Raw genomic sequence first — 18,353 nt, forward strand, 5'->3', positions numbered from 1 at the left:
AGTCGAACAGAAATGTTTGACTTTTTTTGTTTATGGCCACGTGGAGAAATTGGTAGACTCGCCATCTTGAGGGGGTGGTGTCGCAAGACGTGTCAGTTCGAATCTGATCGTGGTCACTTTTTAAAAAGCGCCTTTATAAAAGGCCATTTAGGGCAGGCCCAAATAATTTCAATTTCTTCAACGATTGAAGATTCTTCATCCAGAAACCGTAAAATCTTTTCCGGGCTTACTTTTGAAAACATTCCGGTAAAAAGATTCTTTCCAATAGAATTTTCACCAAATAGAACTTTTACAAACAAGCTATCATAAAAAGTGAATCTTTCAGCTTTTTTAAAATCTCTGAAATCGATTTTACCAACTTTAACTCTCCCTATTACCCTATCAGATAATTTATCAGAGTTTTTAAACGTATAACCGGTACTGGCTTTTGTCCAGCCACCAGCAGTTCCAATATACAATGTCCGTTTTGAATTTTTATTCCAAAATGGATATGCAGTCATCGGGATATTCCCCTTCTCTTTAGCAACTATCGTAAATTCAGCAATGCCTTGTGATTTCAAATATCCTTCTATTTCTATTTCATACTCTCCCTGAGCAATCAAATCAGGCGAAAACAATGTATACTCTACCAAAGCTTCTCTTGCCGATACAGGCAAAACATACATAAACCTGGTATTTCCCTTCTGCCCGACTGAAAAATCCATAAAAACAGCTTTGTTATCATCAAAAACAGCCGATTCAGACCGAACAAACCAACCTGCAAAATGCTGTTGCAACAAGGGATACCTAATATTCTCAATAAATTCACTCTTATTTAAAACCGAATTGAAAAAATAATTGGCCTCATAATGATTCTCTTCCGTTACAATCCAAACAAAATCTTCTTTTTCAGAAAAAGAAACCATCTTTTCATGAACAACCTGAATCCTATCATTTTGACTGATTTCGTTTAAAACCAAATCATAAAACGATTTTGATTCCAGCATTTTATACTCATAACCATCCTTAAGGCAATTTACCTTGATATCATCAGCAACAAAATAAGCTTGTTCCCATCTCTTTTTAAGCAAAGAATCCCATCGACCTTCGCCCTTTTCCCAAAAACACCAGGTTCGGTCGTTATGCTTTTCCTTTTCAGCTTCAATAATCAGAATATCTTTTCCACTACAAAGATCAGACTGAATCATTTTATGCAAAATCATCAGACTGGACAAACCCATTCCCGAAAATATGAAATCGTAGCGCATCTGTTTTTTAGATATTTAACAAATATAAGTAAATGAAAAAATTTAATCTTTAAATTTGTTTAATGTAAAGTCAAAAAGAATGAACAATATCAAGTCGGTTTTCAGCATTAAAGATTTAGAAAATTTATCCGGCATTAAAGCACACACTATCCGTATTTGGGAAAAAAGGTATGGTATTTTACATCCCATGCGGACTGAAACCAATATTAGACTTTATGATGCACAAAATCTTCAGAAATTACTAAATGTAGTTTTACTCCACAATCATGGCTACAAAATATCCAAAATAGCACAATACTCCAATGAAGAGATACCGGCAATAGCCAGAGCAATCATATCAGACAAAAGTGTCAATCATCATGCAATAAGTGAATTTAAAATGGCCATGATGAATTTCGATCAGTCACAATTTTTAAAAACCTACAATGACTTGCTTTTTGAAAAACCATTTCATGATATTTTCAAAGAAATATTCATTCCTTTATTAGATGAAATCGGATTATTGTGGCAATCAGACACTATTACACCCGCCCACGAACACTTTATCAGCCATCTGGTTAGACAAAAAGTAATTCTTAATACCGAGAAAGTCCAATTGGAAACACCGGTAACCAACAACAAAACCTACATTTTATACTTACCACAAAATGAAATTCATGAAATTGGACTGCTATATCTCAACTACGAATTAATCAGACACGGATGCCATACAGTATATCTTGGAGAAAGTATTCCTTCTGAAAATCTGAAAGACGTACAAAAATATTTTAAAAATATAGTTTTTGCCAGCTATTGGACCGTTGAACCCAGTAGTGATTCCATCACAAATTATATCCAATTCCTAAAACAGGAAATCCTTGATAATAATTCAGAATTTTGGATTTTAGGCAGATTGGCAACTAACATAAAAACAAATCTTCTGTCTGAAAAAATAAGAGCTTTTTACTCAATACCAGAAGCGATTGAAACAATTAAATAATTGAAAATCTATTTTGTTTAACTTTTTTGTATATTTGTTAAACAAAATTATGAAAAAAGAAATTGCCATAATCGGATCTGGGTTTTCATCCCTTGCCGCTTCCTGCTATTTAGCTCTCGGAGGCTGGAAAGTTACGGTATATGAGAAAAATGAAACGGTTGGAGGAAGAGCACGACAACTAAAAAAAGAAGGTTTTACATTTGATATTGGTCCAACCTGGTATTGGATGCCTGATGTATTTGAACGTTTTTTTTCAGATTTTGGCAAAGCCCCTGCTGATTATTATGACCTAATTAAACTTTCCCCTGCCTATCAGGTATATTTTGGAAAAAGTGATTCTGTTACAATTGATGACACCCAAGACAAAATCAGGCAAACATTTGAAAGTATTGAAGCCGGAAGCGGAGCTAAACTGGATGTGTTTCTCAAAGAAGCTAAAAGCAATTATGAAATCGCCATAAAAGATTTGGTTTACCGTCCGGGAATGTCAGCTTTTGAATTGGTTACCTTCGAAACAGCAAAAAAAATAACCCAATTCTTCAGTACAGTATCAAAAGAAATCAGAAGCCGTTTTAAAAATGATAAAATCATTCAAATTCTTGAATTCCCAGTATTATTTTTAGGCGCTAAACCTTCTAAAACACCTGCCTTCTATAGCTTTATGAATTATGCAGATTTCGGTTTGGGAACTTTTCACCCAAAAGAAGGAATGTACAGTGTTGTTAAAGCATTGGAAAAAATGGCCAAAGAATTAGGCGTAACCATAAAAACCAACTCCAATGTGGAGAAAATTGAAGTCGGAAATGGCAAAGTGACCGCCTTACAGGTCAACGGGCAGAGAATAGAAACTGATGTAATACTGTCAGGAGCTGATTACCATCATTCAGAAAGTTTATTGGAAGAAAAACACCGGTCATACACTGAAAATTACTGGAATAAGAAGACTTTTGCCCCTTCATCGTTACTTTTTTATGTTGGTTTCGATAAAAAAATAAAAAACACCGAACATCATACTCTATTTTTTGACACCGATTTTGATGCACACGCAAAAGCAATTTATGATGAACCACATTGGCCAGAAAATCCATTGTTTTATGCAAGTTTTCCCTCAAAAACAGATAGAAGCACAGCACCCGAAGGAAAAGAAGCCGGAATATTTTTAATTCCGTTAGCTCCGGGTTTAAAAGACACGCCAGCAATAAGAGATCTTTATTTTAAGAAAATCATTTCACGATTTGAACAACTTACGGATCAGGAAATCAAAAGCAGTATTTTATTTCATGAATCCTACTGTGTTAATGATTTTATTAAAGATTACAACTCCTATAAAGGAAATGCATACGGCATGGCAAACACTTTGCTACAGACCGCTTTTCTCAGACCTAAATTAAAAAGTAAAAAAGTAAAGAATTTATATTTTACAGGACAATTAACAGTTCCTGGTCCCGGAGTCCCCCCATCATTAATTTCGGGTAAGTTAGCAGCAGAATTAATTCAGAAATATTCATAATAACATGAAATCACTTTTTGATACAGTATCCTTCGATTGCAGCAAGATAGTCACAAAATCTTACAGTACTTCCTTTGCCGGTGCAGTAAAAATGTTGGCACCAAGTATTCGTCAGGATATTTACAATATCTATGGTTTTGTCCGTCTGGCAGATGAAATTGTCGATTCATTTCATGATTACAATAAACAAGAGCTCTTTGAGCGGTTTGAAACAGATTTAAAAGCTGCCTTAACGGATAGAATCAGTTTAAATCCAATATTGAATTCGTTTCAAAATACAGTCTACAAACACCAAATACCACACAATTTGATTGAGGCATTCATGAGCAGCATGAAACAAGATTTAATCAAAAACTTTTACACTACAAAAGAAGAATATGAGGACTACATATACGGAAGTGCCGATGTTGTAGGCCTGATGTGTTTAAAAGTTTTCGTAAAAGGTAATTCAGAATCATATGAAAAACTAAAGCATTCGGCAATGCGATTGGGATCTGCTTTTCAAAAGGTAAATTTTTTGAGGGATTTAAAAGCTGATTATGAAGATTTAAACAGAACGTATTTCCCGAATACTGATTTGAAAAACCTGAATGAAGAAGCAAAAAACAGAATTATTAAAGAAATTGAAGCCGATTTCGCTGCTGGTTTCCAAGGCATCAAAAATTTACCCATAGAAGCTAAGTTTGGCGTTTACACAGCCTACATCTACTATAAAAAACTATTGTCTAAACTTAAAAAAACACCTTCAGCAGAAATTAAAAACACCCGAATACGAGTACCGGATTACCAAAAAATGGGATTATTGGCTAATTGTTACCTGAAATACCGTCTGAATTTACTCTAAACACAAAGTATCATGAAAACATTCATCATATTGACATCCTTCCTTTTCAGTACATTTGTTGGATTATCGCAAAAACTGAATCCGGAAAAAGATTTAAAAAATCTTATTGGTAAATGGGAAGGGACTTTGACCTATTTGGATTACCAGACAAATAAACCCTACACAATGCCGGCTAATATTGAAGTAAGTTTTATCAATTCAAATCATTTTCTTTATAAAAACATATACCCAAAAGAACCAAAAGCCAATTCAATTGATACTTTAAAAATAGCTTTGAACGGTCAGGAATTAAACAATGACAGAATAACTTCAATCAAAAGAACAAAAAACAATATAATAATAGTTACCGAAGTTGATGGAAATGATGGAAATGACCAAAAGAAAGCATTATTACGAACGACTTATTCGCTGGATAAATCAAAATTTTCAATCAGTAAAGATGTAAAATTTGATGGAACTTCCACCTGGATAAAAAGGCATGATTATTCATTCAAAAAAGAAAAACACTGATATGCTGATTAATATTCTGGTTTTTATATTTACATTCTGCTTCATGGAATTCATGGCTTGGTTCAGTCACAAATACATCATGCATGGTTTTTTATGGCATTTACACGCTGATCATCATAAAAAAGACCACAATTCGTGGTTTGAACGTAATGATACTTTTTTTCTGTTCTATGCAGCTATAAGTATTGGTTTTTTCCTGCTTTGGAAAAATGACATTCTTAAAACTGGATTAGCAATTGGTATTGGAATTTTTGCTTATGGTTTGGCCTATTTTATCGTCCATGATATTTTTATACACCAGCGGTTTAAGCTTTTCAGAAATATTGATAACTCTTATGCAAAAGCTGTCAGAAGAGCTCATAAAATGCATCACAAACATATTGGGAAGGAAGATGGAGAATGCTTCGGAATGTTAGTTGTCCCCCGAAAATATTTCAAGCATTAAAAAAGCGACCTTCAGGTCGCTTTTATTTTTATTTTTTTACAGCAGAATTCAGTTCTTCACTTCCTGGCAAATTCATACGTTTTGTCAATAATGAAATCTCATTGATATTGAAATCCCCGGTTAAAGACATTAAAACAGTTTCATTTCCTTTTGCTCCTGTTCCTTCAATAAACATCAACAATTCACTTACATTACTGCTTCCTCCAATTGATTTTACAAAAATCTTGGAATTTTTTCCGTTTTCATTCACACGCATCAATTCATCCATACTCGCACCGGATAAATATTTATCAACTGTTGAGCGCATATCAGAACCGGTCTTTGGGCTTGCTGTTTTATATACTTTAAGGTTTTCAAGTTTCTTGATCAGACTCAAATAAGCTAAATCTTCCTTACTCTCCATTTTGACTTTACTCATCAACTCAAACATCTTTTTATTGACAATTACTGCCGTAACATTATCCTGGTTATCATACTTATCAAAAACGGTTTGCGCACTACTGTAAAATGGCAACAAAATCATTAAAGCAAATAACAATACTATCTTTTTCATATCTATTTTTCTTTTTTGAACACTTTATTCTTTGTGTTTTCGTATTCATTAATATACTGAGCATTTTCCATGCCAGAATTAATATTTTCAGATAATAAATTCAAGGCTTTCTGAGTCTCTTCAAACGCTTCTTCAGGTGTTTTAAAGGTACCCAATTCATTTTTAGCCGATTGGGATTCGATATTTCCGGAGAAAAAAGCAATCAAACCGTATATTCCCAGCACCGAAAATAAAATCAGACTCCAAACCAGTGTTTTACTTATTTTAGCCTTCTCACTCATAATCAATATTTTTGTACAAGATAACGAGAAAATTCGGTATAAAAAAATCCCGGCCTGCTTACGCAAACCGGGACAAACAAAAAACTCAATATTTCCTAAAATAAGAAACTGAATCCTATTTTGAAGTTTCTGCCTCTTGTACTGTAACCTCTGGCTTCCACAAAATCTTTGTTTAAAACGTTATCAACTGCTAAAAAAGTATTTACTCTATTCTTTACTAAAGCATAACGTACATTGGCATTAACCAATTGGTAATCTTTTAATGTTTCTCTTACCAAAGTTGGTGTCCAGGTAATTGGGTCATAAACTGTATACTCAGTAATTCTCTTATCAACAAATTGGTAAGCTAAATTAATTCCTAAACGCGAAGTGGCTGTAAAATCTACTGAAGCATTTGCTTTGTGTTTCGGATTCAAAATTCTTGATTGTTTTTGTAATTCGGTAAACGTGTAATTTGCATTGAATTTTATTTTGTCATTCAACGCATAAGAAACCATAGTTTCAACACCTTTCACATTGTTAATACCGTCAACATTGAAGTATTTATACGTAATCAAATCAAATCCAATTGCATTTTTTTCCTCTCTATGGAAAGCAACTGCATTAATACTAACTTTTTTATCCAATAAATTTACTTCAAAACCAGCTTCAACTGTAGCGTCTTCTTCAGCATTCAGATTTCCGTCACCGTATGGAGAATACAACTGGTATAAACTTGGTGTTACAAATGCAGTACTGTATGAAGCCAATACTTTAAGTTTAGAATCAAACAAACTGTAAGACGGATTCACATTATACACTAGATTATTTCCAAATCTGTTATGTATATTGTAACGGGCACCGGCATTCAAATTAAAACCGAAATCTGAATTATAAACAACAGTAGCATAAGGATCAATCATATTAAACCTTGCATACTCTTTAGCTATAGATCCGTACGGACTCCAGTTTGACATATCATGGAACTGAATTTGCGTTCCGGTTACAACGAAAAACTGTTTTGAAACCTCATACTTATTGAAAACATCCGAATTTACACTTCTTGATTTGTATTCAGACGGAGATCCGTAAGAAAAGAAATCTCTTGTGATAAGATTTGCTCCTGAATTGATTACAAATTCTCCTTTGCTGTACTTATACTTTGGTGAAAAACCAACTCTGTACTGCTCTGATGTACTGAAGTTTGACGTATTATCTGTAAATGACCCATTGTCAAATTCGTTTTTCATTCTGTCATAGTTGGCAAAAAAGTCAAACGAAAGTTTTTTGGTAGGTGTAAAACCAACTTTAACCACAGAATTCACTCTTGAAAATGCATCGTCTTCAAACAAAGTATTTTCATTAGCCGGTTTTGCTTCAGAAATACCATTTGCATAAGTCGTGTTCAAAGCTGCCGAATAATTGAATTTTTCCAAAGTTCCGCCTACAGAGAATCCCTGATTGAATTCAGCCGGCTCATAGTTATGCTTATGGTTAACAGTTTCCTGTGTTCCCATATTCAAATAAGCATTCCCTTGAAATGATTTCTTAGCTGCTTTTTTCAATGTAATGTTGATCACACCCGTAGCTGCACCGGTTCCGTACAATGTACTTGAAGCTCCTTTCATGATTTCGATACTTTCAACCTGTTCAACAGGAAGTAATCTTAAATCAAAAGACAAGCTAATTCCGGAAGCATCGGTTACCGGAATTCCGTCAATCAAAATTAAAGTCTGGTGATTTCTGCCTCCACGGATAAAATAGCCCAGATCTTTACCATTACGGCTTTGGTTTCCGTTGATTTCCAAGCCCGCAACCGTACTTAAAACAGCTGCCAATGACTGACCTTGTCTCTTTTTTAAATCTTCAGCCGAAATTTTAACTACAACCTTACCTGATTTTTCTTTAGGCAAAGCAAATTTTGAATCGGAAATAACCACTTCATCCAAATTACGGATAGAATCGTTTTCCTGTGCAAATACACCAAGTGAAGCCAATACAAAAGCACCGACCCATGTAATCTTTTTGTTCATTTTTAACTAAACGTTTGTAATACTAAAATGGGAGAAAAGTATAGAATTTACCCATACCCAAACCTTTTTTCCCGAAAGTTTGATACTCGTTGTACTGGGCAGGTCTCCTGGCTTGCGTCTTGTTGTTTACCTTCCCATCTTGTTATAAAAAACGAGACAGTGGTTTGTAGATAACAACAAGCCTGATAGCTTACAGTTGCGGGTACAGCTTAGGTTTTGAACCTAATTCCCTTTTAATGCTGTTTGAAAAAAATAAACATGCAAACCCAATACGGACGCAAATATAGTCTTACAATTATGAATTATGCAAATTTTCCTTCTTTTTAAATTCTATTTTTGAAAAAAATTTAAAGAAATCAGAAATTTGTAAGTCAAATACTACCACATTAAGCTTACTGTCTGACAATTATATTTTTTACAATTTTTTCATCTCCGTTGATTACTTCAAGTAAATAGTTTCCTGACGGTAATCCTGTAACGGTTAACTGTTCATGATTTCCTTCTTCCAATACTTTAACTGTTCTTCCGGTAATGTCATATAATTTTACCGAAAAAGGAGCGTTAGATTTGAAGTATACCACATCAGTTGCCGGATTTGGATAAAATTTGAATTCGACAGAGAATGGTCTAGCTACAACATTTTCAGGTGACATTCTTGAAGAACTTCCCTGATTGATAACACCAACAGCATCTAAATCAAATCCTCCCGATGCAAACGGAGTTGTAAAAGGATCATTCACTTTATTACCATAGCTGTCGTATGTAGCATACGAAGCATTAATCGAACCAACCACATCGATGATTTTCACATGTGTAATTGCATTTTTGTTCAATGAGGCATTATTTGGTATATCTGCTAAATCAAACGGAGTTCCATAACCTAATTTATATTTCCCTGCCAAATTGTTCAGATATCGGCAGTCGACAGATCCAAAACCGCCAATTTGGGTTGATGTCTGTGTTTCACTGTGCGCAGGAAATCTGAAAAAATTTGTTCCGTCTGAACTTACCTCGACATAAGCCAATTCCAAAAATGTGTCTGAAAAACTGTTTTCAAAAACTGCAAAATCGTATCCGCTTCCATCAGTAATTGGCTGTGCAAAAGTAACAACTGCATTTCCGCCATCCCCAAGGCTTACAACCGTCATCGTACTTCCGTTAGGTGAACCCACAGCTTCACTTGCTGTTCCGAAAGAAGCATAAGAACTGCTTCCATTGGAAATGTCCTGCTTTCCTCTGGTAATGGTTGCCCCGGTTGCCCACGCCACAAAAGAACCGCTGGTATAATGAATGGCTGTTGAACCGGTCTGACCCGCTGGTGGTGGATACGATTGTGCATTAATAAGGCCTGTAGCCAAACCTACTGAAAGTAATAGTAATTTTTTCATAAAGTGTTATTTAGTGTTTAATAATTAATTTTTCTCTTTTTATCTTTAGATCCGAAGTGATTTCAATGATGTAAACCCCGTTTGGCAAATCCGAGACTTTAATGGAATCATGAATATCTTCAACAATTACTTTCACTAATCGGCCTGATAAATCATATAATTTAATTTCAGCTTCCAGAGTCATATCGAAAAAGACAGTTTCACTTGCCGGATTCGGGTAAAATGAAAACAGTTTTTGTTCGAAATCATCAGTACCCAAAACTTGTTGATGAATTACGCCCACCGCTTGCAAATCGAAGCCTCCGGAATCAAAAGGCGTTGGATAGGAATCGTTGATGGCATTTCCGAAACTGTCGTAAGTCGCATAAGCCGGATCAATACTACCCACAACATCAATAATCTTCACATGTGTTATTTTTTGTTTATCCAAAAGAGGATTATCCGGAATATCATTCAAATCGAAAGGTGTGCCGTAACTACCTTCGTACTTCCCTGCCAGGTTGTGTAAAAAGGATGCGGAAGGAGTTCCGAAGGTTCCGATCTGGGCATTGGTTGGTGTTTGGCTGTGATTCGGGAACCCAAAAAAATTAATCCCGTCAGAGCTCACCTTCACAATACCCAGCTCCAGATACCCTATATTTCCATTTTCAAAAACTGCAAAATCAAATCCAGGTCCATTGATAATTGGTTTATTGAACGTAACAATCGCTTCTCCACCATCGCCAAGACTTACCACGGCTCCCGTTGGAAAACCAATGGCATTTTCCGCAACACCAGTTGTTACCAAACCTAAAGAAGGATCGGTTATTTTTTTATAACCGCGTATAATACTGACATTTTTGGCCCATGCCACAAAAGAAACGTCATTCTTATGCAAAGCTGTAGAACCCGAAAGTCCTGCAGCCGGAGCATAAGATTGTGCCGTAGCCTGAATGGCTGCAAACAATACTGGAATTAGCAAAAAAGTATGTTTCGGCATTTGAATTTATTTTACGGCCAGTTTTACGACCTGCTTTTGATTATCAGAATTGATTTCCATGAGGTAAATCCCTTTTTGCAGATTTGACACATCAATTCCTGAAAGTGTGTACGATTCTTTTTTGACCATCTTCCCAGTCATGTCATAAAGTGTTACTTCAGTATTTTTATCGGTAGTAATAAAAACAGTTGAAACTGCCGGATTCGGATAAACCGTAAATGTTCCTAATGTGTTGTCATCATTGCCAAGACTGCTTTCTTTCGATTTGTAAAAATGATTCGGGATATTTCCCAATGTATATGTATTCAACAAAACTCCGGCGTTGTTGTACACATGGGCATACCCTTGCGCAGCATATCCGTTGGCATCTGCAACATATATTTTATTATCTATAAGGTTTAATCCATAAATTCCTGAATACTCATCAGCAACAACCGGAGTATCGATAAAGTGGTTTGCAGGTAATACGACATCCGTAAAAGGCATTTTATAAATATAATCGCCTACTGTATAATAAAGGTTTGTAGCATCAGCAATTAAATGTCTCGGATGTGTAATTCCTGCAAAGGGTAAATTTTGCACAATGGAATTGTTGGACAAATCAATTTTCACTATTCTTCCCGGAGTTTCAGGTTGACCTGACCAACTTGGCATTCCGTTACACAATACATACAAATAATTACCATTAACAATCATTGAATTTGGAAGATCTCCAACAGTAATCGAAGAAATGGTATAAGAAGGAATATCTATAACTGAAACAGTTGTTCCATATCCATAACCACCAGTGTGAGCCACATATAATTTGCTGTTTACAACTTCTATTGTTTCAACACCTTCTGCCATTGGAATTGTACTTTCAACCAAATTAGTAGTCAAATTTATAACTGCTAAATAATCATCCGATGGATCATAACCATCTCCCCAACAGGTTACATAAGCTTTGTTGTTATGGAAAGCCATATGTCTCGGAAATGTTACACCAATGTTAATTGTTGCTATTAATTCAAAAGTTTCATAGTTTACGACTTTGATTGTATTTGAACCATTTAAAACGATATAAGCTTTATCATCGTGAATAGCCATTGATTGTCCAACATCTCCAAGTGAAGCATTATTATTAGCACTTCCAAAAATATTATTAGTAACCTGATTACTTCCATTAATAAAACTTACTGAAGCAGCATTACTTCCAAAATTCCCTTCATTTAGAACTAAAATTCCATCTAAAAAAGATTGGGAAAAACCTGAAAGGTTTAAGATTAAAAGAATGATCGAAAAGAAGTATTTATTTTTCATATTATGTACTTAAAAATTGAATTAATTATTGGAAGTAAAAACCATTTGGACCAACACCCACCGTATACGTATTTAACAGACTCCCGGCAGCCGAATACTGATATACTTTGCTGTCTGATGCAAAATCACCACCGTCGGCAATGTAGATTTTACCGTTTTGGATTTTAAATCCGTACATCTGTCCCCAAGCTGATGTTGAACTGTATGACATTACCGGAGTTGTGGCAACCGATGTCGCATTGATTCCCAGATTATATACCGAAGTTCCGGCCGTGAAATAAATTTTGTCGTTTTCGATATCCAGCTGTTTCGGGTTTTCTATTTCGGCTGGAACTTCTACCGAAGAAACTACTTCGTTCGTTGTGAGATTGATTCTGAAAATAGTTCCCTGATCGGAATCGTTTGATGCCAATACATATAAAATTCCGTCTTTAACTTCCATTGAATTAGGGGAATTTGAAGTTCCCAGATTGATTACTTTATCAGCAGTTCCGGTAGTTGTATTAAAAACCGTAACTGAATTACCGCTTCCGTAATAACCATTGGCGATATAAAGCTTCCCGTTATGCTCCAATACTCTTTCAGACCAATTGTTCAACAGAATTTTTGTGGTAGAATAATTCAACGGATCGACAACCGTTAAGAAATCATCGGCACCTGTCGAATAATCAGCATAATTGGTAATGTATATTTTTCCATTGACCAATGCGCCATATCGTGGATTTTCCAGATTTGTGGTAACCGAAGCCAGATATTTGAAAGTATAACGATCAACAACCGTCACTTTGTTTGCAGAACCCGAAATGATAAAAGCCTTATCTCCGGCAAAAAACATGGATTGCAGATAACTTCCCATTCCTATTTCGTTTGGATTGACGTTTCCGAAGACATTTTGTTCGATTGCGCCGTTATCCCCGATAAAAGTCACCGAAGCCGTTGAAGGATTACTATTTCCTTCGTTCAGAACAAAAAAACCTTTCTCGTAATCGCCTAAAGGTTTCTGTCCCGAATCGCTGTCATCACTACAGGAGACAAAGAAAAGTGATAGAGAAGCCACAGTAATAAATAATTTACCTATTGATTTCATGATTTATTTAGATTTATGATTGCATACATATTGAAGTTTCTGCCCGGCATGAAACGTCCTTCCACATTTTCATATTTTTCATTCCAGACATTTTGGATTTTCAAGCCAATTTTGTAGTTATTTTTTTTACCAAAATCATAGTCGGTGCCAAAATTTGACACGTTGTATTCTTTAAGATTATAAAGTGGATTGTTATCGGAACGTGTAAAAACCTCACCCACGAACATATTCTGGTAATACGCCGAAAGCTTTTTATAATTATAGGCCAATGACAAAGTAGCTTTATGATACGGAACATACATCAATTGCTTTTTTGTTTCATTATTCTCAGAAACCGTATAACCGTAAGTTCCGGTAATAGAAAACTGATGGTTTTTAATCTTCTTACTTCCGTTGAGTTTTGCTTCCGCACCGTAAGATTGAACCTCATCAATATTGATAGGCGTCCAGACCGGACCAGCCGGCACCCAACGGATCATATTTTCAATATCATTAAAAAACCCGACCAGTTCGACCGACCAATTTTTAAACATAAATTCGTTTCCCCATTCCAATTGATGCGAAGTTTCTGGTTGTAAGTTTGGATTCCCGCTATTTATCCAATACAAATCATCGAAGGAAGGAATTCTGAAGTTTTTTGACGCATTCAACCGTGAAGAGTACCAATTCAAGAATTTGTATTTCAGACCTCCGGAATACAAAAAAGGACTTTTGTAATTCGTGGTTACTTCCTGTCTTAATGAAACTTCATAGAGAAATTGTCTAATCTTATGGCTAAACATCAGATTAAGTGAACTTATATGTCGGGTTTTATTTTCAATATCAGAGCCATTTCCCTTGTTTTGGGTAAAATCGGCTACGGAATTCAATTTTATGTGGTCTGACAGATTGAATTCCAAATCGTACTTCGCCACAAGTGTTTCTACCTTACCGAAAGAAAAGTTATCATTGTTGCTATTGGCAAAATAACGGTACTTTTCATTCAAAAATGCCAAGCGTAATTTAGAATTGAACTTCCCTGAAATACTATTCCATTCCAGAAGGTTTCTGGCATTGAGGTTATTGTATTTTGTAGGAGTTTCGGTTGGGTAGATTAACGAAAAATTACGTTCTCCGTCAAAAATATTGCTATAAAATTTAAGGATATTCTTCGGATTGATTTTATAACCAAAAGTGATATTGGCAGTGGTATTATAAAATGACCCGTTCAGATTTTTACGGTTGGTTCCGATGATATCATAATCGTTTTCCGAATCAGTCCGCGTAATGGAAGTACCAAAAAACAATTGATTAGTTCCGGTTTTCAATGAATAATTGAGTAATCGGGTTGCAAAGCTCCCATAATCAATATGCAGTGAATTCCTGAAAGTATTTTTAAAGCTGAAATCAGAATTGAGATGTATACTACCACCGATGGCACCACTTCCATAGATCACACTTCCTCCGCCCGTACGTACGGCAACCGATTCATAATCGGAAGCATTGAGTGTGTTAAAATCAGTTTGTCCTGAAAGTTGGGAATTAATATTGATTCCGTTCCAGATAACGGCTGTCTGTGAAGCAGTTGTTCCCCTGAATGAAGCCGAAGAAGTCATCCCCAAGCCATATTCTTTAAAATAAATACCGGTATTATAATTCAATAATTGGGTTAAGAGCGGTTGATTCTTCTTTAAAACAGAATCATTTAAAACCTGCAGCGATTGTGTTCCGGTAAATTTTTTAAGTAATACATCAGAAACCAGAACCTCATCGAGCTGTATAACAGGAGTTTGCTGCGCATATACCACATAGCACAATAAGGTAACCCAAACCGTTAAGAGATTTTTCATGTCCATTTTCTAAATCTTTTTTCCCGAAGATTTGATAATTAAATGAACTTAGGCAGGTCTCCTGGCTTGCGTCTTGTTATTCACCTTCCCATTCGCCTGAGCGAGCAGTGGTATTGTAGTTAATAACAAGCTTTATAGCTTACAGTTGCGGGTACAGCTCAGGTATTTCACCTGATTCCCTTTTAATGCTGTTTGAAAAATTCTCAAACAACAACCAAAATTCGGATGCAAAATTAGCATTATTTAAATGTAATCCTAATCCTATTAAAAATATTTAAGCAAAAGATTACTTCTTTTTCTTTTTCAATCTTTTATAAAGTATCACTGAAATAACCACAACATGTAAAAAAACGATGGTATAAACGGCGTACATGAATTCATTTGAAGTAGTATCCATAATTTAAACTATAATTTTAATTACCTGTCCGAAATCTACTTTATTTGAAAAAGCATCTTTCAGATCGAGGTTCATATGTTTGCATAAAAAACTTCTGATCACACCGGCATGGGTGACAATAACGACAGGTTGCTGCACATCGGTTAACTTTTCATCAATAAACGTTAAAACCCTATTGTGCAATTCGACAAATGATTCACCTCTTGATACCTTTACATTCACGAAATCTTTCATCCATGGGTCAATTTCATCAGATGGGATGTCGTCCCACTTTTTCATTTCCCAACTGCCGAAATCCATTTCCATCAATCGCTTATCGACATTATAATCAGAAGAAGATATAAAATTGGCCAAAATGGTACAACGTTGCAGCGGACTCGAATAAAACAAAGCCTGCTTTGGCAATTTATCTTTAATTTCCTTGAACTGCTGAATATATGGCTGGCGCAATTCCACATCAGTCTGGCCGTAGCAAACCCCTTTTTCACTAACGGTTTCGGTATGACGGACTAAATAAATTTCCATATTGCAATCGCAGATAAATAAAAAACAACCTCACAAACCTGTTGCGTGGCACCTAAACAATCTCCGGTGTAACCGTCAATCCATTTTTGGAAATAACGGGCCAGATAAATCCGCATCAAAAAGAGAGGAACCAACACCAAAATCAATTGCCATTGAAAATATGACAAGATAAATAATGGTAACAAACCAAAAAAGAAGGCGCCCACTACTTCCCGCCAGGTATAATTTTGGGCAATCGGTTTGCTTTTACTGGTCGCATCATCACGTGAATATTCATGTGTAAACACAATGGAAACAGCAGCTAATCTACTCAAAGAATGTCCTGTAACAAATACCAATAAGTAAGTAATGTACAAATTCAGAGTCGGTATTCCGGTGATTTTGAGGAGCATGTTAACTGACATCAGTTTCAGTAGTAACAGCAAAACAACACCGATGGCACCATAAGCTCCGATGGCACTGTCTTTCATAATCAGAAGTATTTTCTCTTTAGTCCATCCACCACCAAAACCATCACACACATCTGCAAAACCATCTTCATGGAAAGCTCCCGTAACCAAAATGGAAGCAATCATCGAAAGCAAAACAGCTATTTCAGGTCCGATAAGATAATTAAACAAACAAAACGCTCCAAAAGTAACCGAACCCACTATCCATCCCACCAAAGGAAAATATCGTGATGCTTTATTAAGATAATCAGGATTGTGATCGATGTTCTTCGGACAGGGAATCCGGGTGTAAAACATCAACGCCGTAAAAAATATATCGAGTTCTTTTTTCATCAAATTCTTTCTTTATTGCTGACTCCGGCACTTTCAAAACTAGCCATCTTATTCAAAAATGCTACAGCCGACTGAATGATCGGAAAAGCAATCGCACAGCCGGTTCCTTCTCCCAAACGTAAATCCAATTGCAAAACAGCTTTGGCATTCATATAACTTAATAATTTAGTATGCGCCTGCTCGGCAGATTGATGGCTAAACACCGCATTTTTAATGATTTCAGGCCTTTTTGTATAGGCAATCAGAAAAGCCACACTGCAAATAAAACCATCCACCAGAATCAACATGTTATTTTTATACGCTTCCAGCATTCCGCCGGCCATCTGGAGAATTTCAAATCCGCCAAAATACGCTAATTTACCCTCTAAATCATCCTGTCCTCGGTAGGACTCAATAGCTTTCCTGAGAATATCACTTTTGAATTTCAATTTCTCATCATTGACGCCTGTTCCTTTACCAACACATTCTTCAATGGAAATTCCGGCAATGATACTCATCAAAACCGATGCAGTAGAGGTATTTCCGATACCCATTTCACCAAAACCGATACAATTGCTTCCTTTTTTAGCAATTTCAGAAACAATGAAACTTCCTTTTTCAAAACAAAGTTCCATTTGGCTTTTAGTCATAGCCGGGCCGTGTAAAAAAGACTGCGTTCCTTTATCAATTGGAGCAGCAATCAGTTTGGCATTAGGCGGAAAATCATAATTCACTCCTGCGTTTACAATTGACAAATCAATACCATGCTGTTCACAGAAAACATTAATGGCAGCACCGCCTTCGAGGAAATTTGTCACCATCTGACGCGTTACATCCTGCGGATAGGCACTCACACCATGTGCCGCGATACCGTGATCGGCAGCAAAAACCACAATATTGGGTTGTTTAATTTCAGGAGTTAAGGATTGGAAAACGATTCCGATTTGCTTTGCCAGAATTTCCAAAACCCCCAGTGCACCCGTTGGTTTGGTTTTGTTATCAATTTTATGCTGTAATTTAGATTCCAGAGTATGGTCTTCATTACTTTTTGCATTCGGTAATTCTTCAGTTTGCGACTTATCCAGATGCATTAGGGTAATTTCTTCTACAAATGGGCGTTCACTTTTCTGTTTCCAATTCAATTGCTGCAACATGGGTTGGTTGTCATAATCAGTTGACGGCTTACCGACACAGAAATAGCCCAGGGGCTCAATATGTTCGGGTAATCCGATTAGTTTTTTGAATTGGTAGTAATTCAGGATTGAAACCCATCCCATGGAATAACCCTGTTCAGTTAATGATAGCCAGATATTTTGTGCGGAACATACGGCACTGAATTTAATCGCTTCATTACTGCCTACAGTTCCAATCGTAAAATTATTGAGTACCGAGCGGTCGTAGCAGATAATCAATCCGAGCGGTGCTTCTTCAATCGCTTCGAGCTTTAACGATTTATATTGTTGCTTTTGGGAAGAGTTATCGGTTTGATTAGCTGCTTTTTCATCATATTCCAAGAACAGGTTTTTAATTTCCTTCTTCAGTTCAGGAGTTTTGATGATATAATACTTTGTAGCATCGGTCAAACCAACGGAAGGCGCCCAATGTCCCGCCTGTAAAGCCTTCTCCAGAACCTCATCCAGTACGGCGTCGCTTTCAAAATGTCGGGTATCCCGGCGTGATTTTAATATATCATCCAAATAACTCATA

Annotated in this window: 17 protein-coding genes, 1 tRNA gene and 2 riboswitches; of the genes, 6 read left to right on the forward strand and 12 right to left on the reverse strand. The window is 36.0% G+C overall.

Annotation, left to right across the window (positions count from 1 at the left end):
- The first annotated feature begins 34 nt into the window (after window positions 1–34).
- Window positions 35–116, forward strand: a tRNA-Leu gene (locus NAT51_RS16945).
- Here the strand turns inward: NAT51_RS16945 and NAT51_RS16950 are convergent.
- Complete coding sequence (locus tag NAT51_RS16950) at window positions 114–1,247, reverse strand: lycopene cyclase family protein (RefSeq protein WP_250600809.1); 1,134 nt, start codon at window positions 1,245–1,247, stop codon at window positions 114–116. The genes NAT51_RS16945 and NAT51_RS16950 overlap by 3 nt on opposite strands.
- A 79-nt stretch (window positions 1,248–1,326) precedes the next feature.
- Here NAT51_RS16950 and NAT51_RS16955 point away from each other — a divergent pair, with 79 nt between their 5' ends.
- Genes NAT51_RS16955 through NAT51_RS16975 form a run of 5 tightly spaced genes read left to right on the forward strand, consistent with a single transcriptional unit; the run spans window position 1,327 to window position 5,535 of the window.
- Window positions 1,327–2,226 (forward strand): MerR family transcriptional regulator, encoded by a 900-nt coding sequence (locus tag NAT51_RS16955; RefSeq protein WP_250600810.1) that lies wholly within the window; start codon window positions 1,327–1,329, stop codon window positions 2,224–2,226.
- A 49-nt stretch (window positions 2,227–2,275) separates the two neighbouring features.
- The gene (locus NAT51_RS16960; protein ID WP_250600812.1) at window positions 2,276–3,736 is read left to right on the forward strand and encodes a phytoene desaturase family protein; all 1,461 of its coding nucleotides are present in this window, start codon (window positions 2,276–2,278) and stop codon (window positions 3,734–3,736) included.
- Window positions 3,737–3,740: 4 nt separating this feature from the next.
- A complete protein-coding gene (locus tag NAT51_RS16965; RefSeq protein ID WP_250600814.1) occupies window positions 3,741–4,580 on the forward strand; it encodes a phytoene/squalene synthase family protein in 840 nt (279 codons plus the stop codon).
- Between the two features lie 12 nt (window positions 4,581–4,592).
- Entirely contained in the window at window positions 4,593–5,090 is a 498-nt protein-coding gene (locus NAT51_RS16970; RefSeq protein WP_250600816.1) for a hypothetical protein, read from the forward strand.
- Between the two features lies 1 nt (window position 5,091).
- Window positions 5,092–5,535 carry a sterol desaturase family protein gene (locus NAT51_RS16975; RefSeq protein ID WP_250600867.1) on the forward strand — a complete coding sequence of 148 codons (444 nt, stop codon included), beginning with the start codon at window positions 5,092–5,094 and terminating at the stop codon, window positions 5,533–5,535.
- Window positions 5,536–5,563: 28 nt separating this feature from the next.
- Here NAT51_RS16975 and NAT51_RS16980 read toward each other — a convergent pair whose 3' ends face one another.
- From NAT51_RS16980 to cobT, 11 genes are all read right to left on the reverse strand, one after another.
- Window positions 5,564–6,088, reverse strand: a complete 525-nt coding sequence (locus NAT51_RS16980; protein ID WP_250600818.1) for a DUF4252 domain-containing protein — start codon at window positions 6,086–6,088, stop codon at window positions 5,564–5,566.
- Window positions 6,089–6,090: 2 nt separating this feature from the next.
- Window positions 6,091–6,369, reverse strand: coding sequence for a hypothetical protein (locus NAT51_RS16985; RefSeq protein WP_250600820.1), 279 nt, complete (start codon window positions 6,367–6,369; stop codon window positions 6,091–6,093).
- A 95-nt stretch (window positions 6,370–6,464) separates the two neighbouring features.
- Window positions 6,465–8,381, reverse strand: coding sequence for a TonB-dependent receptor plug domain-containing protein (locus tag NAT51_RS16990; RefSeq protein WP_250600822.1), 1,917 nt, complete (start codon window positions 8,379–8,381; stop codon window positions 6,465–6,467).
- Between the two features lie 80 nt (window positions 8,382–8,461).
- Window positions 8,462–8,666, reverse strand: a riboswitch (cobalamin riboswitch).
- Window positions 8,667–8,773: 107 nt separating this feature from the next.
- Window positions 8,774–9,769, reverse strand: coding sequence for a T9SS type A sorting domain-containing protein (locus NAT51_RS16995; RefSeq protein ID WP_250600824.1), 996 nt, complete (start codon window positions 9,767–9,769; stop codon window positions 8,774–8,776).
- Window positions 9,770–9,779: 10 nt separating this feature from the next.
- Window positions 9,780–10,748 (reverse strand): T9SS type A sorting domain-containing protein, encoded by a 969-nt coding sequence (locus tag NAT51_RS17000; RefSeq protein WP_250600825.1) that lies wholly within the window; start codon window positions 10,746–10,748, stop codon window positions 9,780–9,782.
- Between the two features lie 6 nt (window positions 10,749–10,754).
- Complete coding sequence (locus tag NAT51_RS17005; protein ID WP_250600827.1) at window positions 10,755–12,047, reverse strand: T9SS type A sorting domain-containing protein; 1,293 nt, start codon at window positions 12,045–12,047, stop codon at window positions 10,755–10,757.
- A gap of 25 nt (window positions 12,048–12,072) precedes the next feature.
- Entirely contained in the window at window positions 12,073–13,134 is a 1,062-nt protein-coding gene (locus tag NAT51_RS17010; protein ID WP_250600829.1) for a DUF5074 domain-containing protein, read from the reverse strand.
- Entirely contained in the window at window positions 13,131–14,969 is a 1,839-nt protein-coding gene (locus NAT51_RS17015) for a TonB-dependent receptor plug domain-containing protein (protein ID WP_250600831.1), read from the reverse strand. The genes NAT51_RS17010 and NAT51_RS17015 overlap by 4 nt, the downstream gene beginning before the upstream one ends.
- Before the next feature lie 28 nt (window positions 14,970–14,997).
- Window positions 14,998–15,197: riboswitch (cobalamin riboswitch) on the reverse strand.
- Window positions 15,198–15,363: 166 nt separating this feature from the next.
- Window positions 15,364–15,885, reverse strand: a complete 522-nt coding sequence (cobC, locus tag NAT51_RS17020; protein WP_250600833.1) for an alpha-ribazole phosphatase — start codon at window positions 15,883–15,885, stop codon at window positions 15,364–15,366.
- Window positions 15,870–16,667, reverse strand: coding sequence for an adenosylcobinamide-GDP ribazoletransferase (locus NAT51_RS17025; RefSeq protein ID WP_250600835.1), 798 nt, complete (start codon window positions 16,665–16,667; stop codon window positions 15,870–15,872). Before NAT51_RS17025 ends, cobC begins: the two co-directional genes overlap by 16 nt.
- Window positions 16,667–18,352, reverse strand: coding sequence for a nicotinate-nucleotide--dimethylbenzimidazole phosphoribosyltransferase (gene cobT / locus NAT51_RS17030; RefSeq protein ID WP_250600837.1), 1,686 nt, complete (start codon window positions 18,350–18,352; stop codon window positions 16,667–16,669). Before cobT ends, NAT51_RS17025 begins: the two co-directional genes overlap by 1 nt.
- Window position 18,353: the final 1 nt, after the last annotated feature.

The organism is Flavobacterium amniphilum (assembly GCF_023634845.1).
GTDB classification, from domain to species: domain Bacteria; phylum Bacteroidota; class Bacteroidia; order Flavobacteriales; family Flavobacteriaceae; genus Flavobacterium; species Flavobacterium amniphilum.

Excerpts from the sequence above, each read along its gene's own strand:
- NAT51_RS17015 (WP_250600831.1), bottom strand. The coding sequence starts at position 14,969 with ATGGACATGAAAAATCTCTTAACGGTTTGGGTTACCTTATTGTGCTAT.
- NAT51_RS16955 (WP_250600810.1), top strand. The coding sequence starts at position 1,327 with ATGAACAATATCAAGTCGGTTTTCAGCATTAAAGATTTAGAAAATTTA.
- NAT51_RS16995 (WP_250600824.1), bottom strand. The coding sequence starts at position 9,769 with ATGAAAAAATTACTATTACTTTCAGTAGGTTTGGCTACAGGCCTTATT.
- NAT51_RS16960 (WP_250600812.1), top strand. The coding sequence starts at position 2,276 with ATGAAAAAAGAAATTGCCATAATCGGATCTGGGTTTTCATCCCTTGCC.
- NAT51_RS16950 (WP_250600809.1), bottom strand. The coding sequence starts at position 1,247 with ATGCGCTACGATTTCATATTTTCGGGAATGGGTTTGTCCAGTCTGATG.
- cobT (WP_250600837.1), bottom strand. The coding sequence starts at position 18,352 with ATGAGTTATTTGGATGATATATTAAAATCACGCCGGGATACCCGACAT.
- NAT51_RS17025 (WP_250600835.1), bottom strand. The coding sequence starts at position 16,667 with ATGAAAAAAGAACTCGATATATTTTTTACGGCGTTGATGTTTTACACC.
- NAT51_RS16970 (WP_250600816.1), top strand. The coding sequence starts at position 4,593 with ATGAAAACATTCATCATATTGACATCCTTCCTTTTCAGTACATTTGTT.
- cobC (WP_250600833.1), bottom strand. The coding sequence starts at position 15,885 with ATGGAAATTTATTTAGTCCGTCATACCGAAACCGTTAGTGAAAAAGGG.
- NAT51_RS17000 (WP_250600825.1), bottom strand. The coding sequence starts at position 10,748 with ATGCCGAAACATACTTTTTTGCTAATTCCAGTATTGTTTGCAGCCATT.
- NAT51_RS16975 (WP_250600867.1), top strand. The coding sequence starts at position 5,092 with ATGCTGATTAATATTCTGGTTTTTATATTTACATTCTGCTTCATGGAA.
- NAT51_RS16990 (WP_250600822.1), bottom strand. The coding sequence starts at position 8,381 with ATGAACAAAAAGATTACATGGGTCGGTGCTTTTGTATTGGCTTCACTT.
- NAT51_RS16965 (WP_250600814.1), top strand. The coding sequence starts at position 3,741 with ATGAAATCACTTTTTGATACAGTATCCTTCGATTGCAGCAAGATAGTC.
- NAT51_RS17010 (WP_250600829.1), bottom strand. The coding sequence starts at position 13,134 with ATGAAATCAATAGGTAAATTATTTATTACTGTGGCTTCTCTATCACTT.
- NAT51_RS16980 (WP_250600818.1), bottom strand. The coding sequence starts at position 6,088 with ATGAAAAAGATAGTATTGTTATTTGCTTTAATGATTTTGTTGCCATTT.
- NAT51_RS17005 (WP_250600827.1), bottom strand. The coding sequence starts at position 12,047 with ATGAAAAATAAATACTTCTTTTCGATCATTCTTTTAATCTTAAACCTT.
- NAT51_RS16985 (WP_250600820.1), bottom strand. The coding sequence starts at position 6,369 with ATGAGTGAGAAGGCTAAAATAAGTAAAACACTGGTTTGGAGTCTGATT.